This window comes from Streptomyces sp. NPDC001492 (genome assembly GCF_053597275.1).
On the sequence record NZ_JBSFHW010000022.1, the window covers coordinates 54808 to 73220 of the forward strand.

Annotated in this window: 15 protein-coding genes and 1 pseudogene; 7 read left to right on the forward strand and 9 right to left on the reverse strand. The window is 71.8% G+C overall.

The window, feature by feature from the left end:
* The first annotated feature begins 20 nt into the window (after window positions 1-20).
* From ureG to ACWC1K_RS26745, 3 genes are all read left to right on the forward strand, one after another.
* Window positions 21-698, forward strand: coding sequence for an urease accessory protein UreG (gene ureG, locus ACWC1K_RS26735; RefSeq protein WP_450834897.1), 678 nt, complete (start codon window positions 21-23; stop codon window positions 696-698).
* Complete coding sequence (locus tag ACWC1K_RS26740; protein WP_450834899.1) at window positions 686-1453, forward strand: urease accessory protein UreD; 768 nt, start codon at window positions 686-688, stop codon at window positions 1451-1453. Before ureG ends, ACWC1K_RS26740 begins: the two co-directional genes overlap by 13 nt.
* A gap of 139 nt (window positions 1454-1592) precedes the next feature.
* Window positions 1593-3188 carry an alpha/beta hydrolase gene (locus ACWC1K_RS26745; protein WP_450835028.1) on the forward strand — a complete coding sequence of 532 codons (1596 nt, stop codon included), beginning with the start codon at window positions 1593-1595 and terminating at the stop codon, window positions 3186-3188.
* A gap of 75 nt (window positions 3189-3263) precedes the next feature.
* Here the strand turns inward: ACWC1K_RS26745 and ACWC1K_RS26750 are convergent, their stop codons facing one another.
* The 6 genes and pseudogenes from ACWC1K_RS26750 to ACWC1K_RS26775 all read right to left on the reverse strand — a co-directional run bounded on the left by ACWC1K_RS26750 (window position 3264) and on the right by ACWC1K_RS26775 (window position 10810).
* Window positions 3264-3995, reverse strand: a complete 732-nt coding sequence (locus tag ACWC1K_RS26750) for a lysophospholipid acyltransferase family protein (RefSeq protein WP_450834901.1) — start codon at window positions 3993-3995, stop codon at window positions 3264-3266.
* A gap of 262 nt (window positions 3996-4257) precedes the next feature.
* Window positions 4258-5488: pseudogene (locus ACWC1K_RS26755) on the reverse strand (PP2C family protein-serine/threonine phosphatase).
* Between the two features lie 69 nt (window positions 5489-5557).
* Complete coding sequence (locus ACWC1K_RS26760; RefSeq protein ID WP_450834902.1) at window positions 5558-8020, reverse strand: SpoIIE family protein phosphatase; 2463 nt, start codon at window positions 8018-8020, stop codon at window positions 5558-5560.
* Window positions 8021-8140: 120 nt separating this feature from the next.
* The gene (gene rocD, locus ACWC1K_RS26765; protein ID WP_450834903.1) at window positions 8141-9361 is read right to left on the reverse strand and encodes an ornithine--oxo-acid transaminase; all 1221 of its coding nucleotides are present in this window, start codon (window positions 9359-9361) and stop codon (window positions 8141-8143) included.
* Window positions 9358-10170: a dimethylargininase gene (gene ddaH, locus ACWC1K_RS26770; RefSeq protein WP_450834905.1), complete on the reverse strand. Its 813-nt coding sequence runs from the start codon at window positions 10168-10170 to the stop codon at window positions 9358-9360. Before ddaH ends, rocD begins: the two co-directional genes overlap by 4 nt.
* Before the next feature lie 154 nt (window positions 10171-10324).
* Window positions 10325-10810, reverse strand: coding sequence for an Lrp/AsnC family transcriptional regulator (locus ACWC1K_RS26775; protein ID WP_450834906.1), 486 nt, complete (start codon window positions 10808-10810; stop codon window positions 10325-10327).
* 78 nt (window positions 10811-10888) lie between these two features.
* Here ACWC1K_RS26775 and ACWC1K_RS26780 point away from each other — a divergent pair, with 78 nt between their 5' ends.
* Genes ACWC1K_RS26780 through ACWC1K_RS26795 form a run of 4 tightly spaced genes read left to right on the forward strand, consistent with a single transcriptional unit; the run spans window position 10889 to window position 14923 of the window.
* The gene (locus tag ACWC1K_RS26780; protein WP_450834907.1) at window positions 10889-11638 is read left to right on the forward strand and encodes a LytR/AlgR family response regulator transcription factor; all 750 of its coding nucleotides are present in this window, start codon (window positions 10889-10891) and stop codon (window positions 11636-11638) included.
* A 2-nt stretch (window positions 11639-11640) separates the two neighbouring features.
* A complete protein-coding gene (locus ACWC1K_RS26785) occupies window positions 11641-12003 on the forward strand; it encodes a hypothetical protein (RefSeq protein ID WP_450835029.1) in 363 nt (120 codons plus the stop codon).
* The gene (locus ACWC1K_RS26790) at window positions 12000-13712 is read left to right on the forward strand and encodes a sodium/solute symporter (protein ID WP_450834909.1); all 1713 of its coding nucleotides are present in this window, start codon (window positions 12000-12002) and stop codon (window positions 13710-13712) included. The genes ACWC1K_RS26785 and ACWC1K_RS26790 overlap by 4 nt, the downstream gene beginning before the upstream one ends.
* Window positions 13709-14923, forward strand: coding sequence for a sensor histidine kinase (locus ACWC1K_RS26795; protein WP_450834910.1), 1215 nt, complete (start codon window positions 13709-13711; stop codon window positions 14921-14923). The genes ACWC1K_RS26790 and ACWC1K_RS26795 overlap by 4 nt, the downstream gene beginning before the upstream one ends.
* 21 nt (window positions 14924-14944) lie before the next feature.
* On the opposite strand, the gene ACWC1K_RS26800 is transcribed toward ACWC1K_RS26795, so the two are convergent.
* The 3 genes from ACWC1K_RS26800 to ACWC1K_RS26810 are packed head-to-tail and all read right to left on the reverse strand — an operon-like array spanning window position 14945 to window position 18348.
* Window positions 14945-15115 carry a hypothetical protein gene (locus ACWC1K_RS26800; RefSeq protein ID WP_030928253.1) on the reverse strand — a complete coding sequence of 57 codons (171 nt, stop codon included), beginning with the start codon at window positions 15113-15115 and terminating at the stop codon, window positions 14945-14947.
* 13 nt (window positions 15116-15128) lie between these two features.
* Window positions 15129-16916: a protein kinase domain-containing protein gene (locus ACWC1K_RS26805; RefSeq protein ID WP_450834912.1), complete on the reverse strand. Its 1788-nt coding sequence runs from the start codon at window positions 16914-16916 to the stop codon at window positions 15129-15131.
* Between the two features lie 28 nt (window positions 16917-16944).
* On the reverse strand, window positions 16945-18348 hold the full coding sequence (locus tag ACWC1K_RS26810; RefSeq protein ID WP_450835031.1) for a DUF6777 domain-containing protein: 1404 nt from the start codon (window positions 18346-18348) through the stop codon (window positions 16945-16947).
* Window positions 18349-18413 lie beyond the last annotated feature (65 nt).

Sequence of the window (18413 nt, forward strand, 5' to 3'; positions counted from 1 at the left end):
CTGAAATAGGAGCCGTAGCCATGCATCTGGAACACAATCACGACGGTCCCGGCGCCGTCAGCGCCGACGCACACCGCCGGGACGGTTCGCGGCGGGCCCTGCGAATCGGGCTCGGAGGGCCCGTCGGGTCCGGGAAGACAGCCACTGTTGCTGCGCTGTGCCGGGCTCTGCGGGACGAGCTCTCGCTTGCCGTCGTCACCAATGACATCTACACCCGCGAGGACGCCGAGTTTCTGCTTCGGGAAGCCGTGCTGCCGCCCGAGCGGATCACCGCCGTGGAGACGGGGGCCTGTCCGCACACCGCGATCCGGGACGACATCTCCGCCAACCTGGAGGCGGTGGAGGACCTGGAGGACGAGGTCGGGCCGCTGGATCTGATCCTGGTCGAGTCCGGTGGGGACAATCTCACCGCGACCTTCTCCAAGGGGCTCGTCGACGCCCAGATCTTTGTCATTGATGTGGCTGGTGGCGACGACATTCCGCGGAAGGGCGGGCCGGGGGTGACCACGGCCGATCTGCTGGTCGTCAACAAGACCGACCTCGCGCCGTACGTCGGCTCCGATCTCCAGCGGATGGCCGCCGACGCCAAGGCACAGCGGGCCGAACTGCCCGTCGTCTTCCAGTCGCTCAGGAGCGAGGCCGGGGTGACGGACGTCGCCGGGTGGGTGCGGGCGCAGCTCGCCGCGTGGACGGCGTGACCGTGAGCGGGGTGCGGGCCACCGCTCGGATCGTCGCCCGGGACGACGGGAGAGGCGGTACGGCCCTGCCCGTGCTTCAGGGGGAGGGGCCGCTCGCGCTGCGGCGGACGCGGGGCAGCGGTGCCGAGGCGCGGGTCATGCTCGTCGGGGCGATGAGCGGGCCGCTCGGCGGGGACGAGTTCGCCGTCGAGGCCGAGGTGGGAAGCGGGGCACGGCTGCGGGTGGGGTCGGCCGCCGCCACGATCGCGCTGCCCGGGCAGGCCAAGGGCGAGGCGCGCTACGACGTGCGGCTCGACGTCGCCGACGGCGGCGAACTGGAGTGGCTGCCCGAGCAACTGATCTCCGCGCACGGAAGTGACCTGCATGTCAGGACGCGGGTCGAGCTCGGCGGTGCCGCCCGGCTCGTGCTGCGCGAGGAACAGGTGCTCGGGCGGGTCGGCGAGCAACCCGGGCGGCTGAGCAGTCGTCTTACGGTGTGCGTCGAGGGGCGGGTGATCCTCGACCAGGAGCTGGCCTGCGGGCCCGGAGCGCCGGGCGGGTGGGACGGCCCGGCCGTGCTGGGCGGACACCGGGCCGTGGGACAACTGGTCGTGGTACGGCCCGAGTTCGCGGCCGAGCCCCCGGCGGCCCGGGTGCTGGGGGAGGGTGCCGTGGTGATGCCGCTCGCCGGACCCGCCGTGCTCGTCGGCGCCGTGGCGGCCGATGCCCTGCGGCTGCGGCGGGTGCTGGACGAGGCGCTGGCCGCCGTGGCGTGAGGTTCCGCTGAGCGGGACAGGCGTCACCGTTTATCGGATTGGTAAAGAAGGTCAACAACCCCTGTTCTCGGCATGTTCACAGCCGAAAGGATCCCTCTGACAATCGCAATGACGTTGGGGGAGGTCCCACTTGAGGGATATGAGGCGAAATAAGCGGTCCGCGGCGCTCGGCTCGGCCGGAGTGCTCGCCGCGGCGACGCTCATAGCCGGCGCCGTCGCGGCGCCGAGTGCCAGCGCGACCGCCGGCGCGCGGCCCGCCAAGGACCGCGAGGCCCGCGGTGCCGCCATCGCGGCCGAGCGGGCGGCGAAGGCCGGGATCGACTGGCAGGACTGCCCCGCCGACTGGGGTTTTGAGAAGCCCATCCAGTGCGGGTACGTCAGCGTCCCGGTCGACTACGCGCATCCGTACGGCAAGCAGATCAAGCTGGCCGTCGACCGCATCGGCAACACGGGGACGAAGGAGGAGCGCCAGGGCGCCCTCGTCTACAACCCGGGTGGCCCCGGCGGCTCCGGCATGCGCTTCCCGCGCCGGGTCACGACCAAGAACCCGGTGTGGGCCAACGTGGCCAAGGCGTACGACTTCGTGGGCTTCGACCCGCGCGGTGTCGGCCACTCCGCGCCGATCTCCTGCATCGACCCGCAGGAGTTCGTGAAGGCGCCCAAGGCCGACCCGGTGCCGGACTCCGAGGCCGACAAGCAGGCCCAGCGCAAGCTGGCCGCCGAGTACGCCAAGGGCTGCGCCGAGCGCACCGGCAAGGCGATGCTCTCGCAGATGACCACGCCCAACACGGTGCGCGACCTGGACGTGATCCGTGCCGCGCTCGGCGAGAAGAAGCTCAACTACCTGGGCGTCTCCTACGGCACCTACATCGGCGCCGTCTACGGCACCATGTTCCCGGGCCACCTGCGCCGCATGATCGTGGACAGCGTCGTCGACCCGGCGCGGGAGAAGATCTGGTACCAGGCCAACCTGGACCAGGACGTCGCCTTCGAGGGCCGCTGGAAGGACTGGGAGGACTGGGTCGCCGCCAACGACGCCGCCTTCCACCTCGGCACCACGCGCGACGCGGTCCAGGCGAAGTGGCTCGAACTGCGCGCCACCGCCAAGAAGAGCCCGCTCGGCGGGGTCGTCGGCCCGGCCGAGCTGATCTCCTTCTTCCAGAGCGCCCCGTACTACGACTCCTCGTGGGTCCCGGTCGCCACGGCGTTCAGCAAGTACTTCGCCGGCGACACCCAGGCGCTGGTCGACGCGGCCGCCCCCGACATGTCCGACACCGCGGGCAACATCACCGCGGAGAACGGCAACGCCGTCTACACGGCCGTCGAGTGCACCGACGCCAAGTGGCCCACCAGCTGGAAGAAGTGGGACAAGGACAACACCGAGCTCAACAAGAACTACCCGTTCATGACCTGGGCCAACGCCTGGATGAACCTGCCGTGCGCCACCTGGCCGGTCAAGCAGCAGACCCCGGTGAACGTCAAGACCCACAAGGGCCTGCCGCAGGTCATGATCGTGCAGTCCACGCATGACGCCGCCACCCCGTACGACGGCGCCGTCGAACTGCACCACCGCTTCAAGGGCTCCCGCCTGATCACCGAGAAGGACGCGGGCTCGCACGGTGTGACCGGCCTGGTCAACCCGTGCATCAATCAGAGGGTGGACGACTACCTCCTGAGCGGCAAGCTGGACGCCGCGGACGTGACCTGCACCCCGCACGCCACGCCCAAGCCGTAACCGGCAGCCTTACCAGTACGAAGCGAGGGGCGGCCCGGAACACTCCGGCCGCCCCTTCCTCGCGCTCGCTCCGCCCTATCCCAGCGGCATCCGCGGGAAGCGGCGCTCCTTCTCCGCGGCGCCGGCCGCCTCCGCCTGCTGCGCCTTGACGACGGCCGCGTACTCGTCGACGTACTCCTGCTCGGACAGCGACAGGATCGCGTACATGATCTCGTCCGTGATGGCGCGCAGGATGGCCTTCTCGTTCTCCATGCCGGCATAGCGGGAGAAGTCGAGGGGCTTGCCGAAGCGGATGACGACGGGGTGGATGTTCGGGATGACCTTGCCGGGCGGCTGCGCCTCGAAGGTGCCGATCATCGCGCACGGGATGACGGGCACCTGGGCGCGCAGCGCCATCACCGCCACCCCGACCTTGCCCTTGTACAGGCGGCCGTCGTGCGAGCGGGTCCCCTCGGGGTAGATGCCGAGCAGCTCGTTCTTGCTCAGTACGCCGAGGCCCTCGCGGATGGCGGCCTGGCCCGCTTCCTTGCCGGTGCGGTCGACCGGGATCTGCCCGGCGCTGCGGAAGAACGTCGCGGTGAGGCGACCCTTGATGCCGGGACCTGTGAAGTACTCCTTCTTCGCGAGGAAGGTGATGCGGCGCTTGAGGATCGCCGGCATCAGGAAGTGGTCCGAGAAGGACAGATGGTTGCCGGCGACGATCGCCGGGCCTTCGGCCGGTACGTGTTCGAGGCCTTCGATGCGAGGCCGGAAGACCAGTCTCAGCAGAGGTCCCAACAACACGTATTTGAGCACGTAGTAGAACAAAGGGTCGCTCCTCACTCCGGCGGATCGCCTGGGCCGCCGCGTTCCAGCAGGTCAACCGGCGTGTCGTGGGATCGCCAGTCTATGTGCAGGCGCAGTTCGCCGGAACACGGCGGACGCCGCGTCGCGCGCGTGGGGACAACTGCCGCACCAGCCTCCAGTTACCGACTGGTAGACAGCAACCTGATGACACATCATGGCGTGATCGCGCTCAACTGCTGGCGGACGCCCGGCTCTTGCGGCGCGCCGCCCCGTCTGCCTCCCCTCACAACCGCACGATGACCAGGGCGGTGTCATCGGTCGCACCCCCCGGCGGCAGCAGCTCCAGCAGGACCGCGTCGGCCAGCTGTTCGGGGTCCTCGGTGGCGGTGGCGGGCGAGCGCGTCGGCGAGGCGGGCCAGGCCGGTGTCGATGTCCTCGCGTCTGCGTTCGATCAGGCCGTCGGTGTAGAGGACGAGAGTGGCGCCCTCGGCGTACCGCGTGCAGGCCTGGGGTCTCGGCATCGGGTCGGGGCGGGCGTCGAGCGGCGGGTCGGTGGCCTGGTCGAGGAACTCGACACGGCCGTCGCCGTGGACGAGGACGGGCGGCGGGTGCCCGGCGCTGCTGTAGGTGATGGTGTGCTCGTCGAAGTCGATGAACGTCGTGACGGCGGTGGCGGATTCGGCGCCGTCGACCACGTTCGCATACCGGCCCAGGACGTTCAGCGCCTCGGCCGGGCCCTCGGCGACGCGGGAGGCGGCGCTCAGCGCGCTGCGCAGCTGGCCCATGACTCCGGCAGCCGCGAGGCCGTGCCCGACCACGTCGCCCACCGCCACGCCGATGCGGCGCCCGCCCACCAGGTCGACCAGGTCGTACCAGTCCCCGCAGACGTTCAGCGATCCGACGGCGGGCCGGTAGCGCACGGCGGCGTGCTGGTAGCGGGCCTGCCGGCGGGCGGGCAGCATCGCCTCCTGCAGTGCGATGGCCACCTCGCGTTCGCGGGCGTGGGCCTGCCGGAGCCGTTCGTTGAGATCCTGCAGTTCGCGGGCGCGGGTGTACAGCTCGGCCTCCAGCACCCGGGCCCGGCTGCTCCGCGGACCGCCCCTGGCCTTGATCAGCTCGGTGACCTCCTCGACGCGGTGCACCAGCAGCACCACCTTGCCGTCCGGGCCGAGCACCGGGGCGTTGACCGGGCTCCAGTAGCGCTCCTCCCACTCGCCGGGCCGGTCGGGGCTCTCGACGTCGTAGCGCTGCAGGGCCATCGCGTCGCGCTCGCCGGTCTGCAGCACCCGCTGCAGCGATGCCGCCAGATTGCGCATGCCGGAAGCCGTGGGGTCGTTCGGGTTGTCGGGGAAGACGTCGAAAAGATAGCGGCCGACGACCTGCTCGCGGGTGCGCCCGGCCAACCGCAGGAACTCCTCGTTGGCGTCCGCGAACACCAGCTCGGGCGTCAGCAGCGCCACCATCCCCGGCAGGCACTGGAACACTGCCGCGTAGTCGATCTCCCCATCGTTCATGGCTGCCGCCTCACCGCCCGGTTCACGTAATTTTCCCACGTGATGCGGCGTATGCACGGTATTGGTGTGTCAGGCCGGGGGATCGGTCAGGGACTGCTCGGCCCAGATGACCTTCCCCTCGGGGACGAAGCGGGTGCCCCACCGCTGGGTGAACTGCGAGACCAGCAGCAGCCCGCGGCCGCCCTCGTCGGTGGTACGCGGATGGCGCATGTGCGGCGCGGTGGCGCCGCCGTCGGAGACCTCGCAGATCAGGGCGCGTTCCCTGATCAGGCGGAGCCGGATGGGGCCTTCGGCGTGCCGGATGGCGTTGGTGACCAGCTCGCTGACCACGAGTTCCGTGGTGAAGGCCAGTTCCTCCAGGCCCCACTCGGCCAGCTGCCGGGCGGCATCCTTGCGGGCGTCGGCGACGACGGCCGGGTCGGCGGGCAGGTCCCAGTCGGCGACCTGGTCGGCGCCCAGGAGCCTGGTGTGGGCCATCAGCAGGGCCACGTCGTCGTCCGGACGGTCCGGCATCAGCGCGTCGACCACGGCCCGGCAGCGCAGGTCGAGCGAGGTCGCCATCCGTTCCAGGGCCCGGCGCAGCCGCTCGCGGTCCGCGTCGACGGGCCGGTCGTCGTCCTCGCGGGCCAGCAGCCCGTCGGTGTGCAGGGCGAGCGTGCTGCCCTCGGCGAGCACCAGCTCCACCGCCTCGAAGGGCCGCCCGCCGACGCCGAGCGGCGGCCCCTGCGGCAGGTCCACGAAGCTGACGGTGCCGTCGGGCAGGACGACGGCGGGCGCGGGGTGGCCGGCCGCGGCCATCGTGCACTGCCCGTCGACAGGGTCGTAGATGACGTAGACACAGCCGGACCCTGCGACCTGCACGTCGACGTCCTCCGGAGCGTCCGGGTCGCCGCCCTCCTCGCGGCCGGTCTGCGCGACCAGGTCGTCGAGGTGCGCGAGCACCTCCTCGGGCGGCAGATCCAGCGCCGCCAGGGTGCGTACGGCGGTCCGCAGGCGCCCCATGGCCGCGGCCGCGTCGATCCCGTGCCCCGGTACCTCGCCCACGACGAGCGCCACGCGGGCGCCGGACAGCGGGATGAGGTCGTACCAGTCGCCGCCCAGGCCGGTCAGCTCGTCGGCCGGCCGGTAGCAGGCGGCCACCTCCACCGCGTCCTGATCGGGCAGCCGGCGGGGGAGCAGGCTGCGCTGCAGCACCAGTGCCGCATTGCGTTCGCGGGCGTAGCGGCGGGCGTTGTCCACACAGACCGCCGCCCGGGAGACCAGGTCCTCGGCCAGGCTGAGGTCGTCCTCGTCGAAGGGCTCCTGACGCCTGCGCCGGAAGAACGTGGTGACGCCCAGGGTGACGCCCCGCGCGCGGATCGGCACGACCATCACGGTGTGCAGCCCCAGCTCCAGGAACGTGGCCGTCCGGTCGCCGGGCAGGTCGGTGGCCCACTCCTTGGCCAGCGGGTCGAGCCGCTCCTCGCGCCAGGACAGGCCGGTGGCCAGGCAGCGGATCGGGGGCGATCCGCGCAGATAGGTGGCCACCGCGCCGATCCCGACGACGGCCTCGGGGACCCCCGGGTTCACCGACTGGTGTCCGGCGCGCCGCAGTGGCACCGCCTCCGTGGGGCTGAGCGGTCCGGTCGGCGGCTCAGCGCCCCGCAGCACCCACTCCAGCAGGTCGACGCAGACGAAGTCGGCGCAGCCCGGCACGGCCACGTCGGCCAGCTCCTGAGCGGTCCGCACGATGTCCAGGCTGCGGCCGATCTGCTCGCCGGCCCGGTCGAGCAGGGACAGCCGCTGCCGGGCGCGGTGCCGCTCGGTGATGTCGACGACCGTGTAGTAGACGCCCATCGGGTGGCCGTGGTCGTCCTCGAGACGGGTGAACGACATCATGTGCGCCGTCTCCCGCAGCGGTGCGGAGCGCACATGGCCGAGATGCTCGTACCCGACCACCGGCCGGCCGGTCTCCAGCACGCGCCGCATCTGTGCCTCGATGCCCTCGGAGTCGAGGCCCGGCTGGATCTCCGCCAGCCGGCGGCCCAGCCGCTCCCCGGGGGAGCCGCCGCCGAACCGCTCCAGGGCCGCGTTCGACCAGACGCACCGCAGATCCGCGTCCACGACCGCTATGCCGACGGGGGAGCCGGTCACCATCTGCTCCAGCACCGCACGGCTCATGTCCCAGCCGCGTGCCCCGGCCATGTCGGAGAGCAGCACCAGCCAGTGCGCCCCGCCGCCCGGCCCCACCGCCGGAGTGATCCGGACCATCACCCGGACCTGGTGCCCGTCCTTGTGCCGGGCGGTCAGCAGCCCCGCCCAGCCGCCGTCCCGGCGGCACCGCTCGGCCACCTCGGGCACCCGTGCGGCATCCTCCGTGGCCAGCAGGCCGGTCACCGGGGTGCCGACCACCTCGTTGGCGGTGTAGTCCAGCAGCCGCCGGGCGTCCCGGGTCCAGCTGGTCACCACGCCCTGGGCGTCGAGCAGCAGAGGCGCGGCATCGGCCACGTCGAACCGCTGCCGGGCAAGGTCCTGTTCCTCGTCAGTGCCCACGGCCGACCTCTCTGTCGCTGAGAGTGGTCTACCACCTCTTGTCCCCATCTTCACCCTCCGGGCAACCGGTGAGGACGCAGAGAAAAGCGGGGGGCGGGGTCCGAGCGCCCCCCGCCCCGGTCACGAACCCAGGACCTTCTCCAGTGCCCCGAGCGCGGACTCCAGTTCCTCTCCGGTGATCGTCAGAGGCGGCGCCAGCCGGATGGTGGAGCCGTGGGTGTCCTTGACCAGGACGCCCTCGCGCTGGAGGCGTTCGCTGATCTCGCGGCCGGTGCCGATGGCCGGGTCGACGTCGACGCCCGCCCACAGGCCGCGGGCGCGGAAGCCGGCGACGCCCTTGCCGAGCAGGGCGGCCAGACCACCGCGCAGGACCACGCCCAGCTCGGCGGCCCGGCGCTGGTACTCGCCCGTCTCCAGCAGCTCCACGACGGCCGTGCCGACCGCGGCGGCCAGCGGGTTGCCGCCGAACGTCGAGCCGTGCTCGCCCGGACGCAGTACGCCGAGCACGTCCCGGCGCCCGACCACCGCCGAGACCGGGACGATGCCGCCGCCCAGCGCCTTGCCCAGCAGCAGGACGTCCGGGACGACGCCCTCGTGCTCGACGGCGAGGGTGCGGCCGGTACGGCCGAGCCCCGACTGGATCTCGTCCGCGATGAACAGACAGCCCTTGCGCCGGGTCAGCTCACGCACCCCGGCCAGGTAGCCGTCATCCGGGATGACGACACCCGCCTCGCCCTGGATGGGCTCGATCAGCACCGCGGCCGTGGTCTCGTCGACCGCCGCCTCCAGCGCCGCCAGGTCGTTGTACGGCACGATCCGGAAACCCGGCGTGAAGGGGCCGAAGCCCGCCCGGGCCGTCTCGTCCGTGGAGAAGCTGACGATGGTCGTCGTACGGCCGTGGAAGTTCTCCGCGGCGACCACGATCGTCGCCTGGTCGGCGGGGACGCCCTTGACCTCGTACGCCCACTTGCGGGCCACCTTGATACCGGACTCGACCGCCTCGGCGCCCGTGTTCATCGGCAGGACCATGTCCAGTCCGGTCAGCTCGGCCAGCCGCTCGGCGAACTCGGCGAGCCTGTCGTTGTGGAAGGCGCGCGAGGTGAGGGTGAGGCGGTCCAGCTGCCGGTGGGCCGCCTCGGTCAGCGCCGGGTGGCGGTGGCCGAAGTTGAGGGCCGAGTAGCCGGCCAGCATGTCGAGGTAGCGGCGGCCCTCGACGTCCTCCACCCAGGTGCCCTCGGCACGGGCGACGACCACGGGCAGCGGGTGGTAGTTGTGCGCCAGGACCGGTTCCTCGGCGCGGATCAGCTCGGCGGACGAACGCGTGGTCGCGGGAGCGGTCATGAACGGATCTCCTGAGTGCAGCACTTGATGCCGCCGCCCGCCTTGCGGAACTCGGACAGGTCGACGGGCACGGGGGCATAGCCGCGGTCGGCGAGCGCGGTGGCGAGGGACTCGGCCTGGGGCGCGATGAAGACGTTGCGGCCGTCGGAGACGGAGTTGAGGCCGAAGGCCAGCGCGTCGTCGAGGGTGGCGAGCACCGCGTCCGGGTACAGCCGGGCGAGCACCTCGCGGCTGCCCGGGGAGAACGCCTCCGGGTAGTAGGAGATGTTGTCGTCGTCCAGGACGAACAGCGCGGTGTCCAGGTGGTAGAAGCGCGGATCCACCAGCGTCAGGCTGATCACCGGGTGGCCGAAGAACTCCTGGACCTCGCGGTGCGCCTCGCGGGTCGTACGGAACCCGGTGCCGGCCAGGACGTAGCGGCCCGTCCAGACCAGGTCGCCCTCGCCCTCGCAGACGGCCTCGGGACGGTGGACGTCGAAGCCGGCCGCCTTGAACCAGGTGTCGTAGTGCGTGGACTCCGGGCGCCGCTCGGGCGCGTGGAAGAGGGAGCCGAAGACGCGGCCGTCGACGACGACGGCCGAGTTCGCGGCGAAGACCATGTCCGGGAGACCGGGCGCCGGCTCCAGGGTGTCGACGGTGTGGCCATGGGCCCGGTAGGCACCGATCAGCGCCTGCCACTGCTCCTGGGCCAGGTCCACGTCGACGCGGACGTCGGGGTGCATCCAGGGATTGATCGCGTACTGCACGGCGAAGTGTCTGGGTTCGCAGACGAGGAAGCGCCGCCGGCGCGGCACACGGGATTCGGACACAGAGGGGTTCCTCCGCTTCCTGCGGTGTCGAGGGTGGGTTGACACCAAGGTAGGAAGTGACGGAGTCGGGCGACAAGGAATGAGAATTGCGTGTCCGCGCAGGAATGCTGCGTCTTCGGCCGGTTCTGCGCAGCGCTGCTGCGTTCTCGGACGTTTATTCGGGAGCCGGGTGGGTGGCGCCCGCCTCCGGGCTCTCGGGGAGCAGATGGGACAGCACCATCACACTGATCGTCTTGCGGATGAAGGGCTCGATGCGGATCCGCTCCAGGACCTCCTCGAAGTGGTCCACGTCCCGCGCCCGTACGTGCAGCAGCGCGTCCGCGCCGCCGGTCACCGTCATCGCCGCCGTGATCTCCGGATGGTTGCGGACCACCTCCGCGAGCCGCCGCGGCGGGGCCGCGCCCTCGCAGTACACCTCGACGTACGCCTCCGTCCGCCAGCCCAGCGCCGCCGGCTGCACGGTGGCCGTGAACCCGGTGATCACGCCCGTCTCGCGCAGCCGGTCCACCCGGCGCTTGACCGCCGTGGACGACAGCCCGACGGCCGCACCGATCTCGGCGAAGCTGGTCCTGGCGTTCGCCATCAACGCGGTGATGATCTTCCGGTCGAGCTCGTCGAAGGGGGCCGGCCTGCTGTTCATGTCGGCACTGTATCCAGCACGGACGTCCACACCACGGCACATGTCCACCCGTGCGGATTCCACCTACACTCCGGGTTCATGCTGCGCGCCCTCGCCGTCGACGACGAACGCCCCTCGCTGGAGGAACTGCTGTATCTGCTGAACGCGGACCCGCGCATCGGCAGCGCGGAGGGCGCAGGCGACGCGACCGAGGCGCTGCGCCGCATCAACCGGGCGCTCCAGTCCGGCCCGGGCGGTCCCGAGGCCATCGACGTCGTCTTCCTCGACATCCACATGCCCGGCCTCGACGGACTCGACCTGGCCCGGCTGCTGACCGGCTTCGCCAACCCACCGCTGGTCGTGTTCGTCACCGCCCACGAGGACTTCGCCGTACAGGCCTTCGACCTCAAGGCCGTCGACTACGTCCTCAAGCCCGTCCGCAAGGAACGCCTCGCGGAGGCGATCCGCCGGGCCGCCGAACTCACCGGCACCGCCCCGCGCATCCCCGTGCACGAGCCCGACCCCGACCAGATTCCGGTCGAACTCGGCGGTGTGACCCGCTTCGTCGCCGTCGACGACATCACCCACGTCGAGGCCCAGGGCGACTACGCCCGTCTGCACACCGACAAGGGCAGCCACCTCGTACGGATCCCGCTGTCCACCCTGGAGGAACGCTGGCGCTCCCGGGGCTTCGTCCGCATCCACCGCCGTCATCTGGTCGCCCTGCGCCACGTCGGCGAACTGCGCCTGGACGCGGGCACCGTGAGCGTCCTGGTCGGCGCCGAGGAACTCCAGGTCAGCCGCCGGCATACGCGCGAACTGCGGGACCTGCTGATGAGGAGGCCGTGACCGTGCCGGGCCAGGACCCCACCGAGCGCCGCGTCGTCGTCACCGGCCCGCCCCGCCGCACCCGCCGCGCCTCCGGCTACTCCCGCCCGCGCACCGAGATCGACGAGCAGACCACCCTCGGCCACACCTACGTCCGCTCCCTCATGCGCACCCAACTCCGCGCCGCACTCGCGGTGTTCGCGTCCCTCGGCCTCCTGATAGGCCCGCTCCCGCTGGTCTTCGCCGCCACCCGGGACGCCCGCCGCCTGGAATGGGTGATCCTCGGCTTCTGCCTCTACGTCCCGATGGTCCTGCTCGCCCTGTGGTACGTCCGGCGCGCCGAGCGCAACGAACGGGACTTCGTGCGGCTCGTGGAAGACCGGTGAACTCCAGTTACGCCGTTCCGGCGGTGGCTCTGGTGGTCGTGGCGACCGTCCTGGTCGGCGCCTTCGGCCTGCGCATCTCCCGTACGACCTCCGACTTCTACGTCGCCTCCCGCACCGTCGGCCCCCGCCTCAACGCGGCCGCCATCAGCGGCGAGTACCTCTCCGCCGCCTCCTTCCTGGGCATCGCGGGCCTGGTCCTGGTGCAGGGCCCGGACATGCTCTGGTACCCGGTCGGCTACACCGCCGGCTATCTGGTCCTGCTGCTGTTCGTCGCCGCCCCGCTGCGCCGCTCCGGCGCCTACACGCTGCCCGACTTCGCCGAGGCCCGGCTGGCCTCGCAGGCGGTACGGCGGCTGGCCGGGGCCTTCGTCGTCGGCGTCGGCTGGCTGTATCTGCTGCCCCAACTCCAGGGCGCCGGGCTGACGTTGACCGTGCTGACCGGTGCGCCCGATATGCTCGGCGGGCTCATCGTGGCCGTCGTCGTGGTCGCCACCGTCGCCGCCGGCGGGATGCGCAGCATCACCTTCGTGCAGGCCTTCCAGTACTGGCTCAAGCTCACCGCCCTGCTGGTGCCCGCGCTGTTCCTGGTCCTCGCCTGGCAGGGCGACGGCGCGCCCCGCCACGCCTTCGAGGAGCCGGCGACCTTCCGCGAGCAGCGCGTCGTACGCGTCGAGGACAGCCTCGACCTGAAGCTGGACCGGCCGCTGACCGTCACCGTGACCGGCACGGTCGACGGCCGCACCCACGACGCCGGGCGGATCCGACTCCCCTCCGGCACCCACCACATCGAGCGGGGCACCCGGCTGACCTTCGCCAGGGGCACCACCGTCCCGACCGCCGACCGCGGCACCAACGGCGGCATGTCGACCTCGCTGGCCTCGAGCCGCGAGGAACGCCCGCTGTACGCCACCTACGGGCTGATCCTCGCCACCTTCCTCGGCACCATGGGACTGCCGCACGTCGTCGTCCGCTTCTACACCAGCCCGCACGGCGTCGCCGCCCGCCGCACGACCGTGGCCGTGCTCGGCCTGATCGGCGCCTTCTACCTGCTGCCGCCCCTGTACGGCGCCCTCGGCCGGCTCTACACCCCCGAACTCACCCTCACCGGCGACGCGGACGCCGCCGTCCTGCTGCTGCCGGACCGCATGATCGGCGGCGTGGGCGGCGACCTGCTGGGCGCGCTGGTGGCGGGCGGCGCCTTCGCCGCGTTCCTGTCGACGGCGTCCGGGCTGACCATGGCGGTGGCCGGAGTGCTCACCCAGGACGTCCTGCCGACGCGCGGCGTACGGCACTTCAGGCTCGGCACGGTGCTCTCGATGGCGGTGCCGCTCGCCGCCAGCGTCATCGTCGGCGGGCTGCCGGTCGCCGACGCGGTCGGGCTGGCCTTCGCGGTGTCCGCTTCGTCCTTCTGCCCGCTGCTCGTCCTCGGCATCTGGTGGCGCAGGCTGACCCCGCCGGGCGCGGCCGCCGGGATGCTGATCGGCGGCGGTTCGGCGTTCCTGGCGGTGGCCGCGACGATGGCGGGCTTCCCCGGCACGGGCTCGCTGCACGCCTTACTGGCCTGGCCCGCCCTCTGGTCGGTACCGCTGGGCTTCCTCACCATGGTGCTGGTGTCCTTGGCGACTCCGGGCCGGGTGCCCGGCGGGACGGAGGCGATCCTGGCGAGGTTCCATCTGCCGGAGGAACTGCGCGCGGAGGTGAAGGCGTGAGCGGATTCCTCGCCGGCCTGTGCGTGGCCGTCCTGCCGCTGCTGGCCGCCGGGTTCTGGCTGGGGCGGCGCACCGCCCGCCCCGAGAGCCTCGGCGGCCTCGGCACGCCCGTCGAGCACGCCACCTTCCAGACCCTGCACACCGCCTCCCTGGCCGCACCCCCGCTGCGGGCCGGGCTGACGGAGGAGACCGCCCGCAAGTCCGCCCGCCGGCTGCGCACCCTCCTCGGCACGGACGCCCTGTGTCTGACGGACCAGAAGGAGGTCCTGGTCTGGGACGGCGTCGGCGGCCACCACCGCGACGAGATCATGGAACGCCTCGCCGGACCGCTGGAGAGCGGCCGCGGCGAGGCCTTCCGCCTCAAGTGCCCCGACCCGGACTGCCGGGTGCGCTGGGCGGTCGTGGCCCCGCTCACCGTCGATGACCGCGTGCACGGCGCCCTGGTCGCCTGCGCGCCCCGCGAGTCCGCCGTCCTCGTCCGGGCCGCCGGGGAGGTCGCCCGCTGGGTGAGCGTCCAGCTGGAACTGGCCGACCTCGACCAGTCCCGCACCCGTCTGATCGAGGCCGAGATCAAGGCGCTCAGGGCCCAGATCTCCCCGCACTTCATCTTCAACTCGCTCGCGGTGATAGCGAGCTTCGTCCGCACCGACCCCGAACGCGCCCGCGAACTCCTCCTGGAATTCGCCGACTTCACCCGCTACTCGTTCCGCAGGCACGGCGACTTCACCACCCTCGCCGACGAACTGCACGCCATCGACCACTACTTGGCGCTGGTGCGGGCACGCTTCGGCGACCGCCTCTCCGTCACCCTGCAGATCGCCCCCGAGGTCCTGCCGGTCGCCCTGCCCTTCCTGTGCCTGCAGCCGCTCGTCGAGAACGCCGTCAAGCACGGCCTGGAGGGCAGGGCGGCGTCCGTCGGCAAGAGCCACATCAGCATCACCGCACAGGACGCCGGCGCCGAGGCCCTGGTCGTCATCGAGGACGACGGCGCCGGAATGGACCCCGACCTGCTGCGCCGCATTCTCGCCGGCGAGGTCAGCCCCTCGGGCGGCATCGGACTGTCCAACGTCGACGACCGCCTTCGCCAGGTCTACGGCGACGACTACGGGCTCGTCATCGAGACCGCCGTGGGAGCGGGCATGAAGATCACCGCCCGGCTGCCGAAATACCAGCCGGGGGTGCACTCGGCCGGGCGGCTGAGCGAGCAATGAACGCCATGTGCCCCGGATGCGTCATGTGCTGCGCGAGGCGACCATCCCGAGGGTGAGCAACCCCAGCACCACCCAGCCGAACCACAGCCAGCCGTTGGAGCCGAGGGCCACCGTGTAGGCGGTCACCACGACCAGGCCGCCGACCGTGATCGCCCCCATTGCCTTCGTAGAACCGTCCGTAGAACCGGGCATCGCAACACCCTCCTCAGGATTCGTTCCCCTCCATGGTGCCCCCGTTCTGCTTCCGGACGGTGCAGACGACGAAATGCGTGCCCGACTTCCAGGCGCCCTGGCTGCTCCAGGAGCCGGACGTGTAGACCGACGGGTCGAAGCCGTAGTCCCGCGGCGCCACGTCCTTCGCACAGGCCGCATCCGACCGCGTACGGGCCTCGGTGAGCGTGACGTCCTCGCCCAGCCGGGTGAAACCGAGCACCTGCTCGTCGTGCGGGCCGCCGCAGGAGACCAGCCGGGCGTCCCGGTTGGATCGGGTCTGCAGACAGTCACGGCGCTGCATGTTCGCCGTGTCGGTGAAGTCCGAGCCCACCTCGCGCCGATCGCCGAGCGGCCCGTAGACCGGCCCGTGCGCGCCCAGCACCAGACAGGCGGTGCGCCGTCCCGCGGCCTCGAACCCGGCCCCGGTCGGCACGACGGCGAGGCTGCGGACGTCAGCCAGCCGCTCCCGGATCTCCTGCGTCCGCTCCTCGCACCGGGCGGGCCCCAGCTCGTGCGCCTCGTCAGCGGACGCGGCCGGCACGAACGCCGTCACCTGCCCGTCGGGAGCCTTGTCCTGACAGCCCGGATCCGGCGTGAGCCGCGGCACCCCCTGGAAACGGTCGCCCGGCCAGTCGGCGAGCACGCACTCCCCGTCCTTGAGCGGCGCGGACAGTCCCACGGCCGAACCGTACGGCGAGGCCGCCCCGTCGCCGCCGCTCTTCTGGTGTGCCATGGCGTACCAGACCCCGCCCAGCGCCAGCACCAGACCGAGCGCGACGGCGAGAACCGCCCGCAGCGCCCGCGGGAGCTCACGGCGACGGTGGGCGGGACGGGGCCCGGGGGCGCTCGCCACCCCGGCCCACGGCGGCTGCGAACCCAGGTCGGTCTGTGTACGGGCGTACGCCTCGGCCTGCGGCGTGACGATCCGCGACAGCGCCGCCTCCGCCTCCGTCGCGGACGGCCGCCGCCCCGGATCCTTCACCAGCAGCGCCTCCAGTACGGGCCCCAGCGCACCGGCGCGCAGGGCCGGACGCGGCTCCTCCATGACCACCGCGGTGACCTCGGCGAGGTGCGACTCGCGCTCGAAGGGGCCCTGTCCCTCGACTCCGTGGTAGAGCGTGCAGCCCAGCGAGAACAGATCGGCGGCCGGGGTGGGCGGCCCGCCCGTGGCCCGCTCCGGCGCCAGATAGCCCGACGTCCCCACCAGCACGGACGCCAGCGTGTACCGGGTCTCGCCGGCGTCCGGCTGCACCGAGATGCCGTAGTCGGTGAGCAGGATGCGCCCGTACGGCGCCCCGGAGCGGTCCGGCGCGAGCAGGATGTTCGCCGGTTTCACGTCCCGGTGCATGACGCCCCGCTCGTGCCCGGCGGTCAGCGCGTCCAGCACGGCCAGCCCGATGCGGGCGCACTCGGCGGGCGCGAGCGGACCGCGCGTCTCGACCAGCTCCTTCAGGTCGACGGCGCCCGCCACGTACTCCATGACGATCCAGGGCAGCCCCTCGTGCTCCAGCACGTCGTGCACCGTCACCACATGAGGATGCCCGCGCAGTCCTGCCGCGTGCCGGGCCTCCGCGCGTGCCCGGGCGACCCGGGCCTCCCGCTCGTCGGCGGTCGGGTCCGGGTCCCGGAACACGATCTCCTTGAGCGCGACCTCGCAGGCGAGTCTCTGGTCGTGGGCGAGCCACACATGGCCCATGCCACCGCTGCCGAGCCGGTTCAGCAGCAGATAACGGCCGGCGATGACCCGGCCCACTCCCGACGTGGGTGATCCTGAATGCATCCGGTGACTCCCGGGTTCTGCGGAGGCGCTACGTGATCGCGATCGAGGCGGGCCCGGAGCTCGCGGGCGCACTCGTGGCAGGCGCGCTGCTCGCCGGCCCGCTGGTGGCCGGAGCGCTCGTGGTGACCGGAGCGCTCGATGGGGGCGCGCTGCTCGTCGCCGGTTTGCTGGGTGGTGGGGCGCTGCTGGTGACCGGTTTGCTCGGTGGTGGGGCGCTGCTGGTGACCGGGGCGCTGGTCTTCGCGGGTGAGCCGGTCGTCGTCGACGGCGAACTGGGCGGCGCACTCGACGGGGGCGCCTTGGAACCGGGCGGCGCGCTCGACGACGCCGCGGAGGACGACGGCCCGGGGCCGCTGCCGGACGGCGACGACGGCGAGGCCGGTGACGACCCGGACGACGAAGGCGATGACGGCGGCGCTGTGGACGGCCCGGACGTCACGGACGGCGGGGGAGTGGCCGGCCCGTGGGACGTCCCCTCTGCCACGCTCAGCGTCACGTACGCCCCGAACCCCAGCTTGCTCCCGGCCGGCGGGTCCGACGCCGTCACCCGCGCGTCGTCGGGCGGTCGCGCCTTCCCGTCGTACCCGACCGCGAGCCCCGCCTCGGCCAGCCGCCGGCTCGCGTCCCCGAACGTCGTCCCGGCGAGCCGGGGCACCGCCCGTTCCGTGCGCGTGTCGAAGGTCTTGTCGTGTGCCCCCGTGGTGCCGACGGGCCGGTCGATGCCCACGGCGGGATCGCCGACGTCGACCAGAACGAGCCGCTGCATTTTCCGCGGCGCCGGCCGCACGGCGACCACCGAGGAACGCTGATATCCCCGCCACTTCTCGTTCCCGTCCCCGAACTTGACCGAAATCCTGTTCGTGTCACCCGTGAAGGGCCGCAGTGGATTTCCGCACGAGCACTTCACAGCCGGAAGTCCCTGTTCATCGACGAGTACGGCGATTCCCGCCTGCAGCAGGGAGTCGAAGGGAACAGCCTTTCCCTTCTTGTAGTCGTGATTCTTCACGAGGGTGTCGTGACGCAGGAGAACTGGAGTGAGCCGGTCCAGGTATCCCGGAATCTCATCGACGCTGATGTTCAGCGCAGTGGCCCACGCCTGCGCCTTCTGATGATTCCTGGGGTCCGTGAGGAATTCCCTGAGCCGCTTGACGTCGCAGATGGTCGGCTTCCTCGTGCCCCCGTACAGCCCGGGCGTGTCCCCCTGCTGCAGACTGCCGTGCGCCGTCTGCGGCCTGATCGCGGCGTCATGGCCCAGCCCGCTGTCCTCGTCGAAGAAAGGCGCGAGAGAGGGAACTCCCGCGGCCACCGCCTTCACGGCGAGCAGCGGCGTACTTCGATCACAACCGCTGAGCGCCAGTACGAAAACGAGCAGGACGGCGACCTTGCGAATCGCCGATTTCCCGGCCCCTTGCATAAATGCGCGAAGTGTCATCACCGCTCCCCCCGGCGGTTTCCCCCATGCACTTCATGCTACTGAATGCTTCCGAATGGCGAGGC

Bases quoted from the DNA above. Each gene is read 5' to 3' on its own strand.
- ureG (WP_450834897.1), top strand. From the start codon at position 21: ATGCATCTGGAACACAATCACGACGGTCCCGGCGCCGTCAGCGCCGAC.
- ACWC1K_RS26745 (WP_450835028.1), top strand. From the start codon at position 1,593: ATGAGGCGAAATAAGCGGTCCGCGGCGCTCGGCTCGGCCGGAGTGCTC.
- rocD (WP_450834903.1), bottom strand. From the start codon at position 9,361: ATGACCGCTCCCGCGACCACGCGTTCGTCCGCCGAGCTGATCCGCGCC.
- ACWC1K_RS26775 (WP_450834906.1), bottom strand. From the start codon at position 10,810: ATGAACAGCAGGCCGGCCCCCTTCGACGAGCTCGACCGGAAGATCATC.
- ACWC1K_RS26780 (WP_450834907.1), top strand. From the start codon at position 10,889: ATGCTGCGCGCCCTCGCCGTCGACGACGAACGCCCCTCGCTGGAGGAA.
- ACWC1K_RS26800 (WP_030928253.1), bottom strand. From the start codon at position 15,115: ATGCCCGGTTCTACGGACGGTTCTACGAAGGCAATGGGGGCGATCACG.
- ACWC1K_RS26805 (WP_450834912.1), bottom strand. From the start codon at position 16,916: ATGCATTCAGGATCACCCACGTCGGGAGTGGGCCGGGTCATCGCCGGC.
- ACWC1K_RS26810 (WP_450835031.1), bottom strand. From the start codon at position 18,348: ATGACACTTCGCGCATTTATGCAAGGGGCCGGGAAATCGGCGATTCGC.